We start from the raw sequence: 16800 nt of genomic DNA on the forward strand, positions 1-16800 counted from the left end.
GTGGTGTTTGTCACAGTCGTGAGCGTATATGTGGTAAAGCCGCAGCCTTAAGGCGGTATTTGCGCTTTGCTGCCGAGTTCAGTTGAAGATTAGGTTTCTGGACGCCTTGTGTCGCGTTTTGGCGCGAATGGGGCGTTTTTCCACGCAAGGATGAACAGAGGAAGGACAAGCGTGTCCATCGCAAAAATGTCCTTATCCAGTGGAGGTTTGTCCGTCCTGACGTTGCACGGCATACATACGCAAAAATGTCGAATAAAGGAGCTTCTCCTTTCCTTGACGGTATGTTTTGTCGTTGCGTATAATTAGTTTCATTAATTGAGGGAGGCACGGTAATGAACAAGCAAAATGAAATTGTGGTTGTCCTTGACTTCGGGGGCCAGTACAACCAATTGATCGCCAGAAGAATCCGGGATCTGGGCGTGTACAGCGAGCTTTTGCCGTACAACACACCGGCTGAGAAAATTGCGGAATTGTCGCCGAAAGGGATCGTATTCTCCGGAGGTCCATCCAGCGTGTACGCAGAGAATGCGCCGCACGTCGATCCGGCCGTTTACGATCTGGGACTTCCGATCTTCGGGATCTGCTACGGCATGCAGCTTATGGCGCAGCAGCTCGAAGGTAAAGTGGAGCGCGCCGAGAAACGCGAGTATGGTAAAGCAGACCTGGCATTTGCTCCGGGCGCTGCCCTGGCTAAAGGCATCGAAGGCGAGCACACGGTATGGATGAGCCATGGAGACCACGTCGTTACGCTTCCTCCAGGATTCAAACTGGATGCAGGTACGGAAAGTGCGCCAATCGCGGCGATGAGCAATGACGAGCGCAAATTGTATGCAGTCCAGTTCCACCCGGAAGTACAGCACTCCGTGCGCGGTAATGAAATGATTCGCAACTTCCTGTACGAAATTTGCGGTTGCGAAGGCAACTGGAGCATGGAAACGTTCATCGAGGATACCGTTAACGATATTCGCGAAAAAGTGGGCGACGGCAAAGTGCTCTGCGCGCTCAGCGGCGGCGTGGATTCTTCCGTTGTAGCTGCGTTGATCCACAGAGCGATCGGCGACCAACTGACATGTATGTTCATCGATCACGGTTTGCTGCGCAAAGGCGAAGCCGAAAGCGTTATGGAGACCTTTGTTGGCAAGTTTGACATGAAAGTGGTCAAAATCGACGCACAGGAACGTTTCCTGTCCAAATTGGCGGGCGTTGACGATCCGGAACAAAAACGCAAAATCATCGGTAACGAATTCATCTACGTCTTTGACGAAGAGTCCAAAAAATTCGATGATTTCGAATTCCTGGCTCAAGGTACGCTGTACACGGATATCGTAGAGAGCGGCACGGCTACGGCTCAAACGATCAAGTCTCACCATAACGTGGGCGGTTTGCCTGAAGACATGAACTTCAAATTGATTGAGCCATTGAGCGCTCTGTTCAAGGACGAAGTTCGCAAAGTGGGAACAGAATGCGGTCTGCCGGACGAAATCGTATGGCGTCAGCCATTCCCGGGCCCGGGTCTTGCGATCCGCGTGCTTGGCGAAGTTACGGAAGAAAAGCTGAAAATCGTACGGGATTCCGATTACATCCTGCGTGAAGAAATCATTAAGGCCGGACTGGGCCGCGAAATCTGGCAGTACTTTACGGCGCTGCCTAACATGAAGAGCGTTGGCGTTATGGGTGACGCGCGTACGTATTCCTACACCGTAGGTATTCGTGCGGTGACTTCCATCGACGGCATGACGGCGGACTGGGCACGTATCCCTTGGGACGTGCTGGAGAAAATCTCCGTGCGCATCGTCAACGAAGTGGACAACGTCAACCGGATCGTGTATGACGTAACGTCCAAACCACCTGCAACAATAGAGTGGGAATAGGTCATTAACTATTCATGTTGTTAAGTTCGGGACAAGCCCTGGTGCTCCAGGGCTTGTTTCGTGGACTAACATCGTTATTTCAGCCATAACGGCAACAATAAAGCGAAAAAGACTCTCTTTTATCTGCGTAATTTCAGCAGGATCGAAGGGAGTTTTTTTATTTTACTTTCAGATCCATTTAAGGTGGGGCATGTACACTAAGTACATCAACAACGAAAGTTGCTGAAAGGGGAACGACTCATATGAAGAACAAAAACAAAATGAACAAATGGACGATGGGTTTAAGCAGCGCAATGTTAGTGGTTATGTTGGCAGGCTGCGGAACGGCGGCACAAAATACAGAAACGGCATCAACGGACATATCGGCGACTGCGGCAGGGGCGACTGCGGCGGACAGTTCCAACGGAGCAGAGCAGACCTCGGAAGCGAGCGAGGGACAAACCGGACAAGAGGCGGCAACGGAGGTTCCAGGAACCATGCTGATGGGTAAAATCAAGTCCATCGATGGTCAAGCCATCACGTTGTACAAGTCTTCCCAGCAGCCCGGCGAAGGCGGCACGATGAATGAGGGAAAACAACCGCCTCAAGATGCACAGTCAGGAAACGCTCCGGCAGAAGGCGAAGAACCGCCAGCGGCGCCGGAAGGTGGGGAGGGACAAGGACTACCCCCGGGTGAGATGAACACAGAGGGTATGTTCACCGATGAGACGGTTGAAGTTGCCTTGACCGATTCGACAAAGCTTGTTTCGATGGTACAGGGAGAAGAGGGCGGAACCGAAAGTGAGATCAGCCCCGCCGATCTGAAGGAAGGGGACATCGTGAATGTCACCTTGGATGGAGACACCTGGAATGCTTTGGAGGTTCGAGTCGGCGGCGGATTCAGCGGGGGAATGCAGCCACCGGGTGCCTGATGGAAGATATTGCTCTGCAAGAAGGAAGTCCAGACTTAAGGAACATGATTTTTCCTAGGTATGTTATGTTTAACTAACTGAGCCTAATCAACCAGCAAAGGCCCTGACCACCGTTCTTGACGGAGGCAGGGCCTTGTTTCTGCATGGCGAAAAAAGAGTAAGTGATGATTTTCCCCTTAGAAAAGGGGATTCAAAAAAATCTGGGGATAACAGCGATCGGAAGATGGTACTGCACTCGCAGCGGCCTTGTGTGATTAATGAATGCGGTTTCTATATCATCTATTTCCCAAGAAGTATTACTCCGGTTTTTCCTCTTGCTGCGTGTAATACAGGCGGAAAATGATGTCCTGATTATGATTGCCGAAGCCTTGTCCGAAGAGGGTGACGCCGCCGATATGCTCGGCATCTTCCTTAACGGCGATGCGCAAGGACCAATAGCTGTTGCGTATACCGATATCGTCGATGCTCACGTCGGATAATTTGACGCCATCCATAAAGGTGCCTTCTTTTTTGATGATCAGATGTTTCAGCAGCCCGTACTGGTTGACGCTTTCGAACCACCATGGCGGGTTCAGCTTGCCTTTGCCTCCGAAATCCCCAGGGCTAGTCCACATGCCCACTTCGACCCCGTTCACGATAAACGTGATGTCCGAAGGCCAGTTATTGTTGGTCAGCGGGGCCTCCGAGGAAATTTCCATCGAAATTTCAAGCTCCTCCGGATTTTCATCCCCCATCAAATAATTCGGGATCTTGTATTCGATATAACCTTGGCCGAACCACAGGATTTTGGCTTTGAGCCGATCCGGGTCCAGGAAGTAGCGCGGATCGTCAAAGATGCCGATGATGGAATCCCGCGTGCATATGCCGCAAGTGGGTTTGATCTGCAAATCGGTGAAGTGGCCGACCGAAATTTCGGTTTTGCGGATCTCCCGCGGAATGACGTCTTTGGTCGGGAATGCGATTTCAAGAGTATCCATGTTAAGGGAGCAAACCTTTTGCGCGGCTCCTCCTTTGCCGGGGGCCATCGCTGACTCGACGACGCCGGCCTTTTCGAGTTTCTTGATATGCATGGTCATGATGGCGCTGCTAAGGCCGAGAGCTTCGGCCAGTTCTTTTATATTCATCGATTTTTTGGACAGCAGGTGCACGATTTGGATGCGCACGTTGCTGGAGAGTGCTTCAAAAATATGCAGGTTTTTTTCGTTCAGGTCGATTTTCAATGTTATTCCTCCGAACAGAAATGAACTATTAACATTATTGTGAATGTTAAACGTAGAATTTAATAATATCGGATTTCGAAAGCAATCACAAGAAAAGTTGAACGGTCTCTTTAAAGAAATATACCAAATATGTTGAAAAAAAACAAAAATTAATCAGAATGATTCGGAAAAATGTAAACAAATTCAAATCATTGGAGAGATTTTACCGTTAAGGCAATTGACACATCTTAGGATTGTATTTTAGTATTTAAGTGAATTAATCAATGTAAATGTGAATTAATAAACAAAAATGTGAATGGGTCTATTCACAGGACAGGGGATGACACGATGAGTACCGCACCGACAGAAACATCGTTTATTAATCCGATTATACCGCAGAGAGCCGATCCATGGGTATACAAACATACCGACGGATATTATTATTTTACCGGCTCCGTGCCGGAATACGACCGGATTGAAGTGAGGAGAGCCCGCACGATTCAGGAATTGGGCGAGGCCGAGCCTGTTGTGGCATGGCGCAAGTATGACAAAGGGCCGATGAGTGCCAACATTTGGGCGCCGGAAATCCATTTCGTGCAAGGCAAATGGTATATCTATTTTGCTGCAGCCCGCACCACGGAAACGGTTGAAGGCCTCTTCGACCATCGCATGTTCGTGTTGGAAAACGAATCGGCCAATCCGCTTGAAGGCGAATGGGTCGAGAAGGGACAGATCAAAACCAAATGGGAAAGCTTTGCCCTTGATGCCACTTCATTTGAGCATAAAGGCGTGCAATATCTTGTATGGGCACAGAAGGACCCTGACATTGTCGGGAATTCCAATCTGTACATCGCTTCCATGGAAAACCCGTGGACCCTTGGTTCGGAACAAGTGATGATTGCCGAGCCGACGCATGATTGGGAAAAGATTGGCTTTCTGGTGAATGAGGGAGCAGCGGTATTGAAGCGCAACGGAAAGATATTCATTGCGTTCTCTGCGAGCGCGACCGATCACAATTATTGCATGGGACTTCTTTATGCCGATGAGGACAGCGATCTTCTGGCGGCGGAAAGCTGGGTCAAGCTTCCGGAGCCCGTGTTCCAGACGAACGAGGAAGTGGGGCAATACGGACCGGGGCACAACAGTTTTACCGTATCCCCGGATGGAAGCCAGGATATTATCGTTTATCATGCACGCAACTACAAAGAGATCGAGGGCGATCCGCTGTATGATCCGAATCGGCATGCCCGCGCTCAAGTATTCGGGTGGGACGATGCGGGTTTCCCCGTATTCGGCATTCCTGTGCCGGACGGCCGTTCTTTTGAAGTGTAACGAAAAACACAGCAAGATTTATTCCAGCAAAGTGGAACAAAGTGGTTGACAATGAAAGCGCTATGAATTACGATAAATTCATAAAAACGTTAATCATTAATTTAAAGATTAATGTTTGGGTGGTCGGAGGGAGCACTCCTAGGCAAGCTTCCTCCATCCAGTTTCCAACGATAATGCAGGGTTATGTTTCAAGGGATTCCGATTGGATACACGCCCTGCCATATTCGTATGATATTTGAATGCGTTTACAGTTAAACATTTGGGATTGATCATTCTAGGGGGGTTCTTGTGTGAAACGTAAAAAAGGTTTAGTATCCATGGCATTTGTCTTGTTAATGGCTGTTGTGCTCGCAGGCTGCGGCTCGAACGACAAAAATACGATTACGTTCTGGACGCCATTGACGGGTGAAGATGGAGCGTACATGGATCAACTGGTCAAAGAATATAATGCCACCGAACCGGAAATCAAAGTAAAACATGTAGTCACTTCTGACATGTATACGAAACTGTCCACTGTAATCAACTCCGGCAAAGGTATTCCGGATCTGACAATTATCCACGCTGACCGCGTGCCTGGATACGTTAAGCAAAACGTACTGGAACCGATGACGAACGTGCTTGCCGGACAGCCGGAGATCAAGGAAGAAAATTACTTGCCGCAAGCTTGGTCCACGGGTAACATCGATGGCACGCAATATACCGTTCCTCTCGATATTCATAGCAACGTCATGTATTACAACAAAGACTTGTTGAAGAAATACGGCGTCGAATCTTTCCTGGACGACAACGTTGTGACCATCGACGAAATGCTTTCCCTGCAAGGGAAGCTGGATGAGGGGGACTATGTCGTCAATGATGCCCTGTTTGGTTGGGTTGTTCTGGGCCAATTGCAGAACGTCGGCGGAGACGTACAGAAAGACGGTAAACCTTCGATCAATACACCGGAAATGAAACAGGTTTACGAAAGCATCAAGAAAGTTGCCGATGCCGGCCTGATGACCCCATTCGGCGAAGATGGGTACTTGATGTTCCAATCCGGCAACGTACTGTTCTCTACGGACGGCACATGGAGTTCCACGGCGCATGCGGCCGTTGAAGGTTTGAACTTTGGCGTAACGAATGTGTACTCAACGACTGCCGATAAGTTTACGAACCGTTCTTCTTCCCACTTGTTCGCCATGATGAAGAATGAAGCAAGAACCGATGAGAAGGAGCAAGGCATCGGCAAGTTCCTGGAGTTCATCCGTCAGAATTCAATGGAGTGGGCGAAAGCCGGACAGACCGTAGCAAGTAAACAGGTCATTGAGAATCCCGAATACAAAAACTACATGCAATCGTTCTTCACATCTAACGATAAAGAAATCGAATCCCTTTACATTTACACGTATGAGTATTATCCATATATTGCAGAAGTCGTGGATAAATATTCCGTAGACATCGTTCGAGGCAATGTCGACCTCGATGAAACGCTGCAGACGATGCAAAAGGAAGTTGAAGACAAGATCGCGCAAGGCAGCAGCGGAGCCCAATGATGCCGGAACGACACAAATGGATGTGTGATGCGCACCCCGCCATTTAATTGCATTAAAAGCAATGTGCCACCTGGTTGGCGCATTGCTTTTCCCAAAGGAGAAATGAAAGGATATGAATAAACGATCTTTTGCACCGTTCCTGTTCGTTGGCCCTCACTTGATCCTGTTCCTGATGTTCATTTTGCTGCCGACGATTTACGGTATTTATGCTTCTTTCACGAAATGGAACCTGATCAACGATCCGGTATGGGTTGGATTGGATAACTATAAAACCATTTTATTCGATACCGAGTCCTCTTTCCACTTCCAGTTTTACAACGGTTTGAAGAACACATTGATCTTTGTGGTGTTAAGTGTGCCGCCTCTCATTATCATTCCGCTTCTGGTTGCGGTTGCCCTTGAGCATAAGAAGGTCAAGTTCAAAGGTTTCATGCAGGCCATTATCTACATTCCGGGTCTGATCTCCATTTCGGCGGCGGCCCTGATCTGGTCCCTTATTTTCAACAAGCAGTTGGGTATTACCGGGAATGTGTTCGGATCGGAAATATCCTGGGCGGCGAATCAGCCTTATGCATGGATTATTATTATCGTGATTTCAGTCTGGGGTGCCGTTGGTGGAAACATGATTATTTATCGTGCCTCAATCAATGGCGTTCCGGGTGATTTGTACGAGGCCGCCGAGATGGACGGTGCAGGGCCTGTGCGCAGATTTTTCAGCATTACGCTCCCTTCCATTCGTTTTCCGCTGATTTTCACGTTTGTCATGACGACAGCAGGGGCGTTTAACGTCTTCGGACAGCCTTTGATGATGACTAAAGGTGGACCGCAGCAGAGCACTCACGTGCTGATGATGTACATTCGGCAGCTGGCCTTTGGCTCCGGCGAATCGGTAGCCGGGATGGCTTCCGCGATGGCCGTGTTGCTTGGTTTGGTCATTCTGGTGATCTCCGCGCTGCAGTATTACGTGATGAACCGGAATGCCAATTAGATTGGCGGAATCGAACGTGGATAGGGAAGGAGCAGGTACAATACAATGGCGAAAAAAATAAGCATATCCAAATATATATCGTATCTCTTTTTGATCAGTATTTGCATCGTATGGGCTGTGCCCGTCATTTTCGGCATCACAACATCATTTCGTTCGCAGTCAGAGGTCGTATCGGCAGGTTTTAGTCTGCTTCCTAAAGAGTGGGACTTCGGCAACTATCTTGCCGTCTTGCAGAACACTTCAACCGCACCGATATTAAGATGGCTGGTGAACTCGCTTGTCATTGCCATTTCGCATACGGCGCTGGTCGTTTTGATCATTTCCCTTACGGGTTACGGTTATACGCGTCTCAAGTTTAAGGGAAGAGATGCCCTCTTCTTCACGCTGCTCGGCATTTCGTTTTTCCCTGGTGTCGTCAATCTGATTCCTTCATATAAAGTGATCGAAGCGCTGGGCTGGGTTAATACCGCCTGGGCGATGATCATCCCGGGGCTTGCGGGTATGGGGAATATCTTCCTCGTTCGTCAGTTCATGAAAGGCATTCCGCATGAATTGGACGAATCCGCCAAAGTGGATGGAGCAGGTGAGTTCAGAATTTACTATTCCATTATTTTGCCGCTCGTGAAACCGGTACTGATCGTCTGTGGTCTGTTCTCGTTTATCGGGTCTTGGAACGACTTCCTCTGGCCTGTTATCGTGTACACGGATGTCGAAAAAATGCCGATCACGGCAGGATTGCTGCTGCTGCAGGATATCTACGGAAACTACCGGATGATCGGACAATTGATGGGGTCTGCGATTTTGGCCATCATTCCGACACTGCTTCTGTTTATTTTTGCCCAAAAATATTTCCTTCAATCCATTAACCTCAATTCCGGGATTAAAGGGTAATGAAGCGATAACATTCATGCTTGGCTGTCGTGAATTACGGCAGCCTTTTTGGTGTTCTGTTCATATTTTTTGCTTGAACACGAACATTTGGTTTCGGTTTCAGTTTTAACATTCGTTTTTGTCATTGACAAATAGGGGACGCCGCTTCTAAAATAGTGATGGAAAACAAACAAATCGCGCATACTGTTCGTATAATCCCGGGAATGGGCTCGGGAGTCTCTACGAGATCACCCTAATGATCCTGCTACGAAGAGGAGAAGATGCGGCACCATGAATTCTGCATGCAATGCGTTACCATGCGCACATGGGAATTCTTTTTTGTCTCTTCATTAGAAGAGGAGTGCCGGTCTGACCAATCGGAACCCTGGGTGCTTAATCATATGCTCAGGGTCATTTGTCGTTTTCGAAATGGCTTCATTTACTCTAAGGAGGAGTTAGTAAAACATGGATCGGTTCTTTAAATTAAAAGAAAACGGAACGACCGTCAGAACGGAGGTTGTTGCGGGACTTACCACATTCATGACGATGGCGTACATCCTGTTCGTCAATACGTTGTTCCTTGGACAAGCTGGTGCCGGCATGTCGGACAATGCGGTATTTTTTGCGACTGCCGTCGGGGCGGGTTTGATGACCATTATTATGGGGTTGTTCGTTAACATCCCGATCGCGCTTGCGCCGGGTATGGGGCTGAATGCGTACTTCATGACCGTGGTTCTCAGTTCAAATGGAGCGATTACTTGGCAGGCTGCACTCGGTGCCGTCTTTATCTCGGGTATCGTATTCATTATTCTCACTGTGACCCGCATTCGCCAGATGCTGCTTGTTGCCGTGCCGCAAACGTTGAAGATTGCCATCACGGTCGGTATCGGTCTTTTCATTACAATTGTTGGTTTCAAATTGGCCAACCTGGTTGCAGTGACGGTAAACGTTGCGCCGGATGCTGACCTGAGCAAGCCTATTCCGGGCAGCAGTTTCAATTTGTCGCTGGGTAACTTCATCACGCATCATGATGCGCTGCTGGCATTGATCGGTCTTTTGCTGATTGCCGTATTAATGGTTATGCGGGTCAAAGGTGCGCTGCTCATCGGTATCGTGGCTACTACGCTGATCGGTATCCCGATGGGGGTGACCAACCTTGATGGTTTGTCCACTGCCAGCTGGTTGCCTAACTTCAGTGATCTGGCAGTGGGTCAGCTTGATCTGAAAGGCGCGATTAGCCTTGGACTGTTTGAGATCATTTTCATTTTTACATTTGTAGAACTGTTTGACACGTTCGGGACGATGGTGGGTACCGCGACACGGATGGGCATCATGAAAGACAAGAAAAAAGGCGAGAAAACGATCGGTAAAGCGATGCTCGTTGATGCTGTCGGTGTCAGCGCGGGTGCTGCGCTGGGGACGAGCACGATTACGGCGTTCGTGGAAAGTGCTTCGGGCGTAGAGGCTGGTGGGCGTACAGGCCTTACCTCGGTAACGACAGGTCTGTTGTTTATCCTTTCCTTGTTCATTGCGCCTCTTGCGCTGGTCGTACCGTCCGCTGCGACGGCTCCTGCCCTGATTATCGTGGGTGTGCTGATGATGAGCCAAGTGCGCGAAATTGAGTGGAATGATTTTCTGCAGGCGTTTCCGGCATTCCTGACCATCGTACTCATGCCTTTCACGGGCGGGATTGCGAACGGGATCTCGGCGGGGATTGTATCCTATGTCGTATTGGCAGTGTTCGGTAACCTGGTTACCGAACGCAAGGTGAAGATTCACTGGTTAATGTGGATATTAGCGATCATTGTGATTTGTCGCTTTGTATTTATGGGCGGGGAATAAAGATAATGAATTGAAGAAAGCGGAAGCGCGGGTGACCCGGGCTTTCGCTTTTTTTGTTGCTTTGCAGCTTGGTGCAGGATGTGCAGCGAGGAACTAAGCGCGGGGTTAGAGCCAGAGACACTTTGGGAGGTGATGATGAAATAGTATCTTCTATATAATAAGTAGACATTTTCAGTAAGGAGGCAAAGTATGAGTTACGATTTGATGGTATTTGATACGAAAGCTGCCCCGCAGAGCAGAGAGGGATTTCTCGCATGGTATGATAAACAAACAGAGTGGAGCGAAGGTCATACATACAAAGATATCGCTGTAAGTGCTGATCAACTTCAGCGTTTTTATGAAGATATGGTTCAAGTATTTCCGTCCATGGATGTGGATGACGAAACGTTTGAAGCGATGGAGGAGGAAGGGACGGACAATCGTTTAACCGAATACTCGATCGGCAGGCATATCATATATGTGGCATTTGCCTGGTCGAGGCAGAAGAGGCATATGAGACAGTGCGAGCGCTGGCAGCCAAACACCAAATCGGCTTTTTTGATGTAAGTGCTCGGAGGGGGGCATTATCAGGCTGTAGTTTGGGGAATGGCATAACAGTACGTAGAAGCTGTGTTTCTTGAGCGTTTGGATAGAAGGGAACTTTTGCGTCACTTTCATTACAGAGAAGGGGCAGGACAATCGGCATTGGTTTGATAATTAGGTTTGAGCTAAGGGGACATCTGATAAAAAGTTTAAAAAAACACTTGCATAATATTTATGTACATGGTATATTCTAATTCCGGCCAAGAAAACACCGAGAAACACACGGTGCGGCAAGCAAAGCAAATAAGCTTCGAAAAAGAAACTTAAAAAAAGTGATTGCAAAGTTGGTTCGGATGTGATAAGATATAAGAGTTGCTAAGGACAACAACCTAGTAACGAAAACGAAGTTTGATCTTTGAAAACTGAACAACGAGTGAGTAATGCGAGGGTTTTTGGTGCATGTCGTATGACTGTATAAAAACCGGAGCAACATTGAGATATTTTATCTCGTCAGATTCAAATGAGCTAATCGCTCTTTTCAATACCTCAGATGATTTTCATCACGATTAACCTCGTGACCGAAATTCATCTTTATTGGAGAGTTTGATCCTGGCTCAGGACGAACGCTGGCGGCATGCCTAATACATGCAAGTCGAGCGGAGTTGATAGGAAGCTTGCTTCCTTGATGCTTAGCGGCGGACGGGTGAGTAACACGTAGGCAACCTGCCCTCAAGCTTGGGACAACTACCGGAAACGGTAGCTAATACCGAATACTTGTTTTCTTCGCCTGAAGAGAACTGGAAAGACGGAGCAATCTGTCACTTGAGGATGGGCCTGCGGCGCATTAGCTAGTTGGTGAGGTAACGGCTCACCAAGGCGACGATGCGTAGCCGACCTGAGAGGGTGATCGGCCACACTGGGACTGAGACACGGCCCAGACTCCTACGGGAGGCAGCAGTAGGGAATCTTCCGCAATGGGCGAAAGCCTGACGGAGCAATGCCGCGTGAGTGATGAAGGTTTTCGGATCGTAAAGCTCTGTTGCCAGGGAAGAACGTCCTTAAGAGTAACTGCTTAAGGAGTGACGGTACCTGAGAAGAAAGCCCCGGCTAACTACGTGCCAGCAGCCGCGGTAATACGTAGGGGGCAAGCGTTGTCCGGAATTATTGGGCGTAAAGCGCGCGCAGGCGGTCATTTAAGTCTGGTGTTTAATCCCGGGGCTCAACCCCGGATCGCACTGGAAACTGGATGACTTGAGTGCAGAAGAGGAGAGTGGAATTCCACGTGTAGCGGTGAAATGCGTAGAGATGTGGAGGAACACCAGTGGCGAAGGCGACTCTCTGGGCTGTAACTGACGCTGAGGCGCGAAAGCGTGGGGAGCAAACAGGATTAGATACCCTGGTAGTCCACGCCGTAAACGATGAATGCTAGGTGTTAGGGGTTTCGATACCCTTGGTGCCGAAGTTAACACATTAAGCATTCCGCCTGGGGAGTACGGTCGCAAGACTGAAACTCAAAGGAATTGACGGGGACCCGCACAAGCAGTGGAGTATGTGGTTTAATTCGAAGCAACGCGAAGAACCTTACCAGGTCTTGACATCCCTCTGACCGGTGTAGAGATACACCTTTCCTTCGGGACAGAGGAGACAGGTGGTGCATGGTTGTCGTCAGCTCGTGTCGTGAGATGTTGGGTTAAGTCCCGCAACGAGCGCAACCCTTGATCTTAGTTGCCAGCACTTCGGGTGGGCACTCTAAGGTGACTGCCGGTGACAAACCGGAGGAAGGTGGGGATGACGTCAAATCATCATGCCCCTTATGACCTGGGCTACACACGTACTACAATGGCCGGTACAACGGGCCGCGAAGCCGCGAGGTGGAGCTAATCCTAAAAAGCCGGTCTCAGTTCGGATTGCAGGCTGCAACTCGCCTGCATGAAGTCGGAATTGCTAGTAATCGCGGATCAGCATGCCGCGGTGAATACGTTCCCGGGTCTTGTACACACCGCCCGTCACACCACGAGAGTTTACAACACCCGAAGTCGGTGGGGTAACCGCAAGGAGCCAGCCGCCGAAGGTGGGGTAGATGATTGGGGTGAAGTCGTAACAAGGTAGCCGTATCGGAAGGTGCGGCTGGATCACCTCCTTTCTATGGAGAATCGTCTTCTGCGATGAAGACATTCAAATAAGCAGCTCAGCTGCACATTTATTCACTCGTTGCTCAGTTTTGAGAGTTCAAACTCTCAAACACATGCTCGTAACTTTCGACCGACACATTCCGTGAACGGCCCGAAAGCAAGCGAGATTGTTCCTTGAAAACTGGATATCGAAACGAAAAATGCGAATTAGAACATTCCTTTTAGCTGAACTTGTGTCAAAACAAGTTTCAATAAAACGGTAGATTGCATCTTACTCTTTATGAGTAACATGGTTAAGCTACTAAGAGCACACGGAGGATGCCTAGGCGCTAGGAGCCGATGAAGGACGTGGCGAACAACGATACTGCCTCGGGGAGCTGTAAGCAAGCTTTGATCCGGGGATGTCCGAATGGGGAAACCCAGCTGGCGTAATACCCAGTTACTCTTGTCTGAATACATAGGGCAGGAGAGGCATACCAGGGGAACTGAAACATCTAAGTACCCTGAGGAAGAGAAAACAATAGTGATTCCGTCAGTAGCGGCGAGCGAACGCGGAACAGCCCAAACCAGAGAGCTTGCTCTCTGGGGTTGTGGGACGTCTCACATGGAGTTACAAAGGAGCCGGTTAAACGAAGAGGTCTGGAAAGGCCCGCCATAGAAGGTAAAAGCCCTGTAATTGAAAGTCTGCTCCCTCCGAGACGGATCCCGAGTAGTGCGGGGCACGTGAAACCCCGTATGAATCCGGCAGGACCATCTGCCAAGGCTAAATACTTCCTAGCGACCGATAGTGAAGCAGTACCGTGAGGGAAAGGTGAAAAGCACCCCGGAAGGGGAGTGAAATAGAACCTGAAACCGTGTGCTTACAAGAAGTCAGAGCCCGATCTATGGGTGATGGCGTGCCTTTTGTAGAATGAACCGGCGAGTTACGTTCCCGTGCAAGGTTAAGGTGAGAAGCCGGAGCCGCAGCGAAAGCGAGTCTGAATAGGGCGACATAGTACGTGGACGTAGACCCGAAACCGGGTGATCTACCCCTGTCCAGGGTGAAGGTGCGGTAACACGCACTGGAGGCCCGAACCCACGCACGTTGAAAAGTGCGGGGATGAGGTGGGGGTAGCGGAGAAATTCCAATCGAACTCGGAGATAGCTGGTTCTCCCCGAAATAGCTTTAGGGCTAGCCTCGGAAAACAGAGTCGTGGAGGTAGAGCACTGATTGGGTGCGGGGCCCGCAAGGGTTACCAAGCTCAGTCAAACTCCGAATGCCATAGACTTACTTCCGGGAGTCAGACAGTGAGTGCTAAGATCCATTGTCAAAAGGGAAACAGCCCAGACCATCAGCTAAGGTCCCCAAGTGTGTGTTAAGTGGGAAAGGATGTGGAGTTGCACAGACAACCAGGATGTTGGCTTAGAAGCAGCCACCATTGAAAGAGTGCGTAATAGCTCACTGGTCGAGTGACTCTGCGCCGAAAATGTAACGGGGCTAAACACACCACCGAAGCTATGGCTTGATCTTATGATCAGGGGTAGGGGAGCGTTGTATAAGGGTTGAAGGTGTACCGTAAGGAGCGCTGGACATTATACAAGTGAGAATGCCGGTATGAGTAACGAAAAGATCAGTGAGAATCTGATCCGCCGAAAGCCTAAGGGTTCCTGAGGAAGGCTCGTCCGCTCAGGGTAAGTCGGGACCTAAGGCGAGGCCGAAAGGCGTAGTCGAAGGACAACAGGTCGAAATTCCTGTACCACCGTAAATCGTTACGAGCGATGGGGGGACGCAGTAGGGTAGTGACGCAGGCTGATGGATGCCTGTCCAAGCAGTGAGGCTGGTTAGTAGGCAAATCCGCTAACCGCAAGGCTGAGCTGTGATGGGGAGTGAAAATTACAGTAGCGAAGGTCATGATCTCACACTGCCAAGAAAAGCCTCTAGCCAGATGAAGGTGCCCGTACCGCAAACCGACACAGGTAGGCGAGAAGAGAATTCTAAGGCGCGCGGAAGAACTCTCGTTAAGGAACTCGGCAAAATGACCCCGTAACTTCGGGAGAAGGGGTGCCCCGGTAGTGTGAATAGCACGAGGGGGCCGCAGTGAAAAGGCCCAAGCGACTGTTTAGCAAAAACACAGGTCTGTGCGAAGCCGTAAGGCGAAGTATACGGGCTGACGCCTGCCCGGTGCTGGAAGGTTAAGGGGAGCGGTTAGGGAGTAATCCCGAAGCTGTGAACCGAAGCCCCAGTAAACGGCGGCCGTAACTATAACGGTCCTAAGGTAGCGAAATTCCTTGTCAGGTAAATTCTGACCCGCACGAATGGCGTAACGACTTGGGCGCTGTCTCAACGAGAGATCCGGTGAAATTTTAATACCTGTGAAGATGCAGGTTACCCGCGACAAGACGGAAAGACCCCATGGAGCTTTACTGCAGCTTGATATTGAATTTGGGTACGATCTGTACAGGATAGGTGGGAGCCTGAGAAGCATGAGCGCCAGCTTGTGTGGAGGCACCGTTGGGATACCACCCTGATCGTATCTAGGTTCTAACCTGGTGCCCTGATCGGGTACGGGGACAGTGTCAGGTGGGCAGTTTGACTGGGGCGGTCGCCTCCTAAAGAGTAACGGAGGCGCCCAAAGGTTCCCTCAGAATGGTTGGAAATCATTCGAAGAGTGCAAAGGCATAAGGGAGCTTGACTGCGAGACCTACAAGTCGAGCAGGGACGAAAGTCGGGCTTAGTGATCCGGTGGTACCGCATGGAAGGGCCATCGCTCAACGGATAAAAGCTACCCTGGGGATAACAGGCTTATCTCCCCCAAGAGTCCACATCGACGGGGAGGTTTGGCACCTCGATGTCGGCTCATCGCATCCTGGGGCTGAAGTAGGTCCCAAGGGTTGGGCTGTTCGCCCATTAAAGCGGTACGCGAGCTGGGTTCAGAACGTCGTGAGACAGTTCGGTCCCTATCTGTCGTGGGCGTAGGAAATTTGAGAGGAGCTGTCCTTAGTACGAGAGGACCGGGATGGACGTACCGCTGGTGTACCAGTTGTTCCGCCAGGAGCACCGCTGGGTAGCTATGTACGGACGGGATAAGCGCTGAAAGCATCTAAGCGTGAAGCCCCCCTCAAGATGAGATTTCCCAGTATGTAAGACCCCTTGAAGACGACGAGGTAGATAGGCTGGGGGTGGAAGTGCAGCAATGCATGGAGCTGACCAGTACTAATCGGTCGAGGGCTTATCCAAAAAATGCAGGTTCTAAGATCGCAAGTTTCGTTTCGAATCCAGTTTTCAGAGAGCAATCTCTGGGCTTGAGAATAGGCTGTCCTTTAAGGGCTGATATTTTCTAGCAGCGATTTCAAGAAGCGTAGGCTTCGAAAAATCATGTTTGGTGGCGATGGCGGAGGGGTTCCACACGTTCCCATCCCGAACACGACCGTTAAGCCCTCTAGCGCCGATGGTACTTGGACCGCAGGGTCCTGGGAGAGTAGGAAGCCGCCAAGCGAAGAACCACTGCCGATGTCATCGGCGGTGTTTTTTTTGTTTAAACTAGCAGCCCAATAACTTAATTGGGCTGCTTTTTTTATTAAGAATCTTGTGCATCATTTGTTTTTGATGGAGCAGGACTCG

At 49.7% G+C, this 16800-nt stretch carries 9 protein-coding genes, 3 rRNA genes and 1 riboswitch; of the genes, 11 read left to right on the forward strand and 1 reads right to left on the reverse strand.

The window, feature by feature from the left end; translation table 11 throughout:
- Nucleotides 1–332 precede the first annotated feature (332 nt).
- Together guaA and MKY59_RS03660 are read left to right on the forward strand one after the other, a co-directional pair.
- Complete coding sequence (gene guaA / locus MKY59_RS03655) at nt 333–1871, forward strand: glutamine-hydrolyzing GMP synthase (RefSeq protein WP_236420840.1); 1539 nt, start codon at nt 333–335, stop codon at nt 1869–1871.
- A gap of 242 nt (nt 1872–2113) precedes the next feature.
- On the forward strand, nt 2114–2782 hold the full coding sequence (locus MKY59_RS03660; protein ID WP_339276038.1) for a hypothetical protein: 669 nt from the start codon (nt 2114–2116) through the stop codon (nt 2780–2782).
- A gap of 296 nt (nt 2783–3078) precedes the next feature.
- Here MKY59_RS03660 and MKY59_RS03665 read toward each other — a convergent pair whose 3' ends face one another.
- A complete protein-coding gene (locus MKY59_RS03665) occupies nt 3079–4002 on the reverse strand; it encodes an ArsR family transcriptional regulator (RefSeq protein WP_236420842.1) in 924 nt (307 codons plus the stop codon).
- 327 nt (nt 4003–4329) lie between these two features.
- Here MKY59_RS03665 and MKY59_RS03670 point away from each other — a divergent pair, with 327 nt between their 5' ends.
- The 9 genes from MKY59_RS03670 (at nt 4330) to rrf (ending at nt 16674) form a co-directional block, all read left to right on the forward strand.
- Entirely contained in the window at nt 4330–5313 is a 984-nt protein-coding gene (locus MKY59_RS03670; RefSeq protein WP_339276040.1) for a family 43 glycosylhydrolase, read from the forward strand.
- Nucleotides 5314–5603: 290 nt separating this feature from the next.
- Entirely contained in the window at nt 5604–6845 is a 1242-nt protein-coding gene (locus tag MKY59_RS03675; RefSeq protein WP_236420844.1) for an extracellular solute-binding protein, read from the forward strand.
- 112 nt (nt 6846–6957) lie between these two features.
- Nucleotides 6958–7833 (forward strand): sugar ABC transporter permease, encoded by an 876-nt coding sequence (locus tag MKY59_RS03680; protein ID WP_236420845.1) that lies wholly within the window; start codon nt 6958–6960, stop codon nt 7831–7833.
- A 45-nt stretch (nt 7834–7878) separates the two neighbouring features.
- A complete protein-coding gene (locus MKY59_RS03685) occupies nt 7879–8724 on the forward strand; it encodes a carbohydrate ABC transporter permease (RefSeq protein ID WP_236420846.1) in 846 nt (281 codons plus the stop codon).
- Between the two features lie 167 nt (nt 8725–8891).
- Nucleotides 8892–8991, forward strand: a riboswitch (purine riboswitch).
- A gap of 177 nt (nt 8992–9168) precedes the next feature.
- Nucleotides 9169–10545 (forward strand): NCS2 family permease, encoded by a 1377-nt coding sequence (locus tag MKY59_RS03690; protein WP_236420847.1) that lies wholly within the window; start codon nt 9169–9171, stop codon nt 10543–10545.
- 189 nt (nt 10546–10734) lie between these two features.
- Nucleotides 10735–11091 carry a hypothetical protein gene (locus tag MKY59_RS03695; RefSeq protein WP_339276042.1) on the forward strand — a complete coding sequence of 119 codons (357 nt, stop codon included), beginning with the start codon at nt 10735–10737 and terminating at the stop codon, nt 11089–11091.
- 567 nt (nt 11092–11658) lie between these two features.
- Nucleotides 11659–13210 (forward strand): 16S ribosomal RNA (locus MKY59_RS03700).
- Nucleotides 13211–13490: 280 nt separating this feature from the next.
- Nucleotides 13491–16416: ribosomal RNA gene (locus tag MKY59_RS03705) — 23S ribosomal RNA — on the forward strand.
- 141 nt (nt 16417–16557) lie between these two features.
- A 5S ribosomal RNA gene (rrf, locus tag MKY59_RS03710) occupies nt 16558–16674 on the forward strand.
- The 16S, 23S and 5S rRNA genes sit together here, the layout of an rRNA operon.
- Nucleotides 16675–16800: the final 126 nt, after the last annotated feature.

Origin of the sequence: Paenibacillus sp. FSL W8-0426 (genome assembly GCF_037969725.1) — a bacterium.
GTDB classification, from domain to species: domain Bacteria; phylum Bacillota; class Bacilli; order Paenibacillales; family Paenibacillaceae; genus Paenibacillus; species Paenibacillus hubeiensis.

Bases quoted from the DNA above. Each gene is read 5' to 3' on its own strand.
- guaA (WP_236420840.1), top strand. From the start codon at position 333: ATGAACAAGCAAAATGAAATTGTGGTTGTCCTTGACTTCGGGGGCCAG.
- MKY59_RS03660 (WP_339276038.1), top strand. From the start codon at position 2,114: ATGAAGAACAAAAACAAAATGAACAAATGGACGATGGGTTTAAGCAGC.
- MKY59_RS03670 (WP_339276040.1), top strand. From the start codon at position 4,330: ATGAGTACCGCACCGACAGAAACATCGTTTATTAATCCGATTATACCG.
- MKY59_RS03680 (WP_236420845.1), top strand. From the start codon at position 6,958: ATGAATAAACGATCTTTTGCACCGTTCCTGTTCGTTGGCCCTCACTTG.
- MKY59_RS03685 (WP_236420846.1), top strand. From the start codon at position 7,879: ATGGCGAAAAAAATAAGCATATCCAAATATATATCGTATCTCTTTTTG.
- MKY59_RS03690 (WP_236420847.1), top strand. From the start codon at position 9,169: ATGGATCGGTTCTTTAAATTAAAAGAAAACGGAACGACCGTCAGAACG.
- MKY59_RS03695 (WP_339276042.1), top strand. From the start codon at position 10,735: ATGAGTTACGATTTGATGGTATTTGATACGAAAGCTGCCCCGCAGAGC.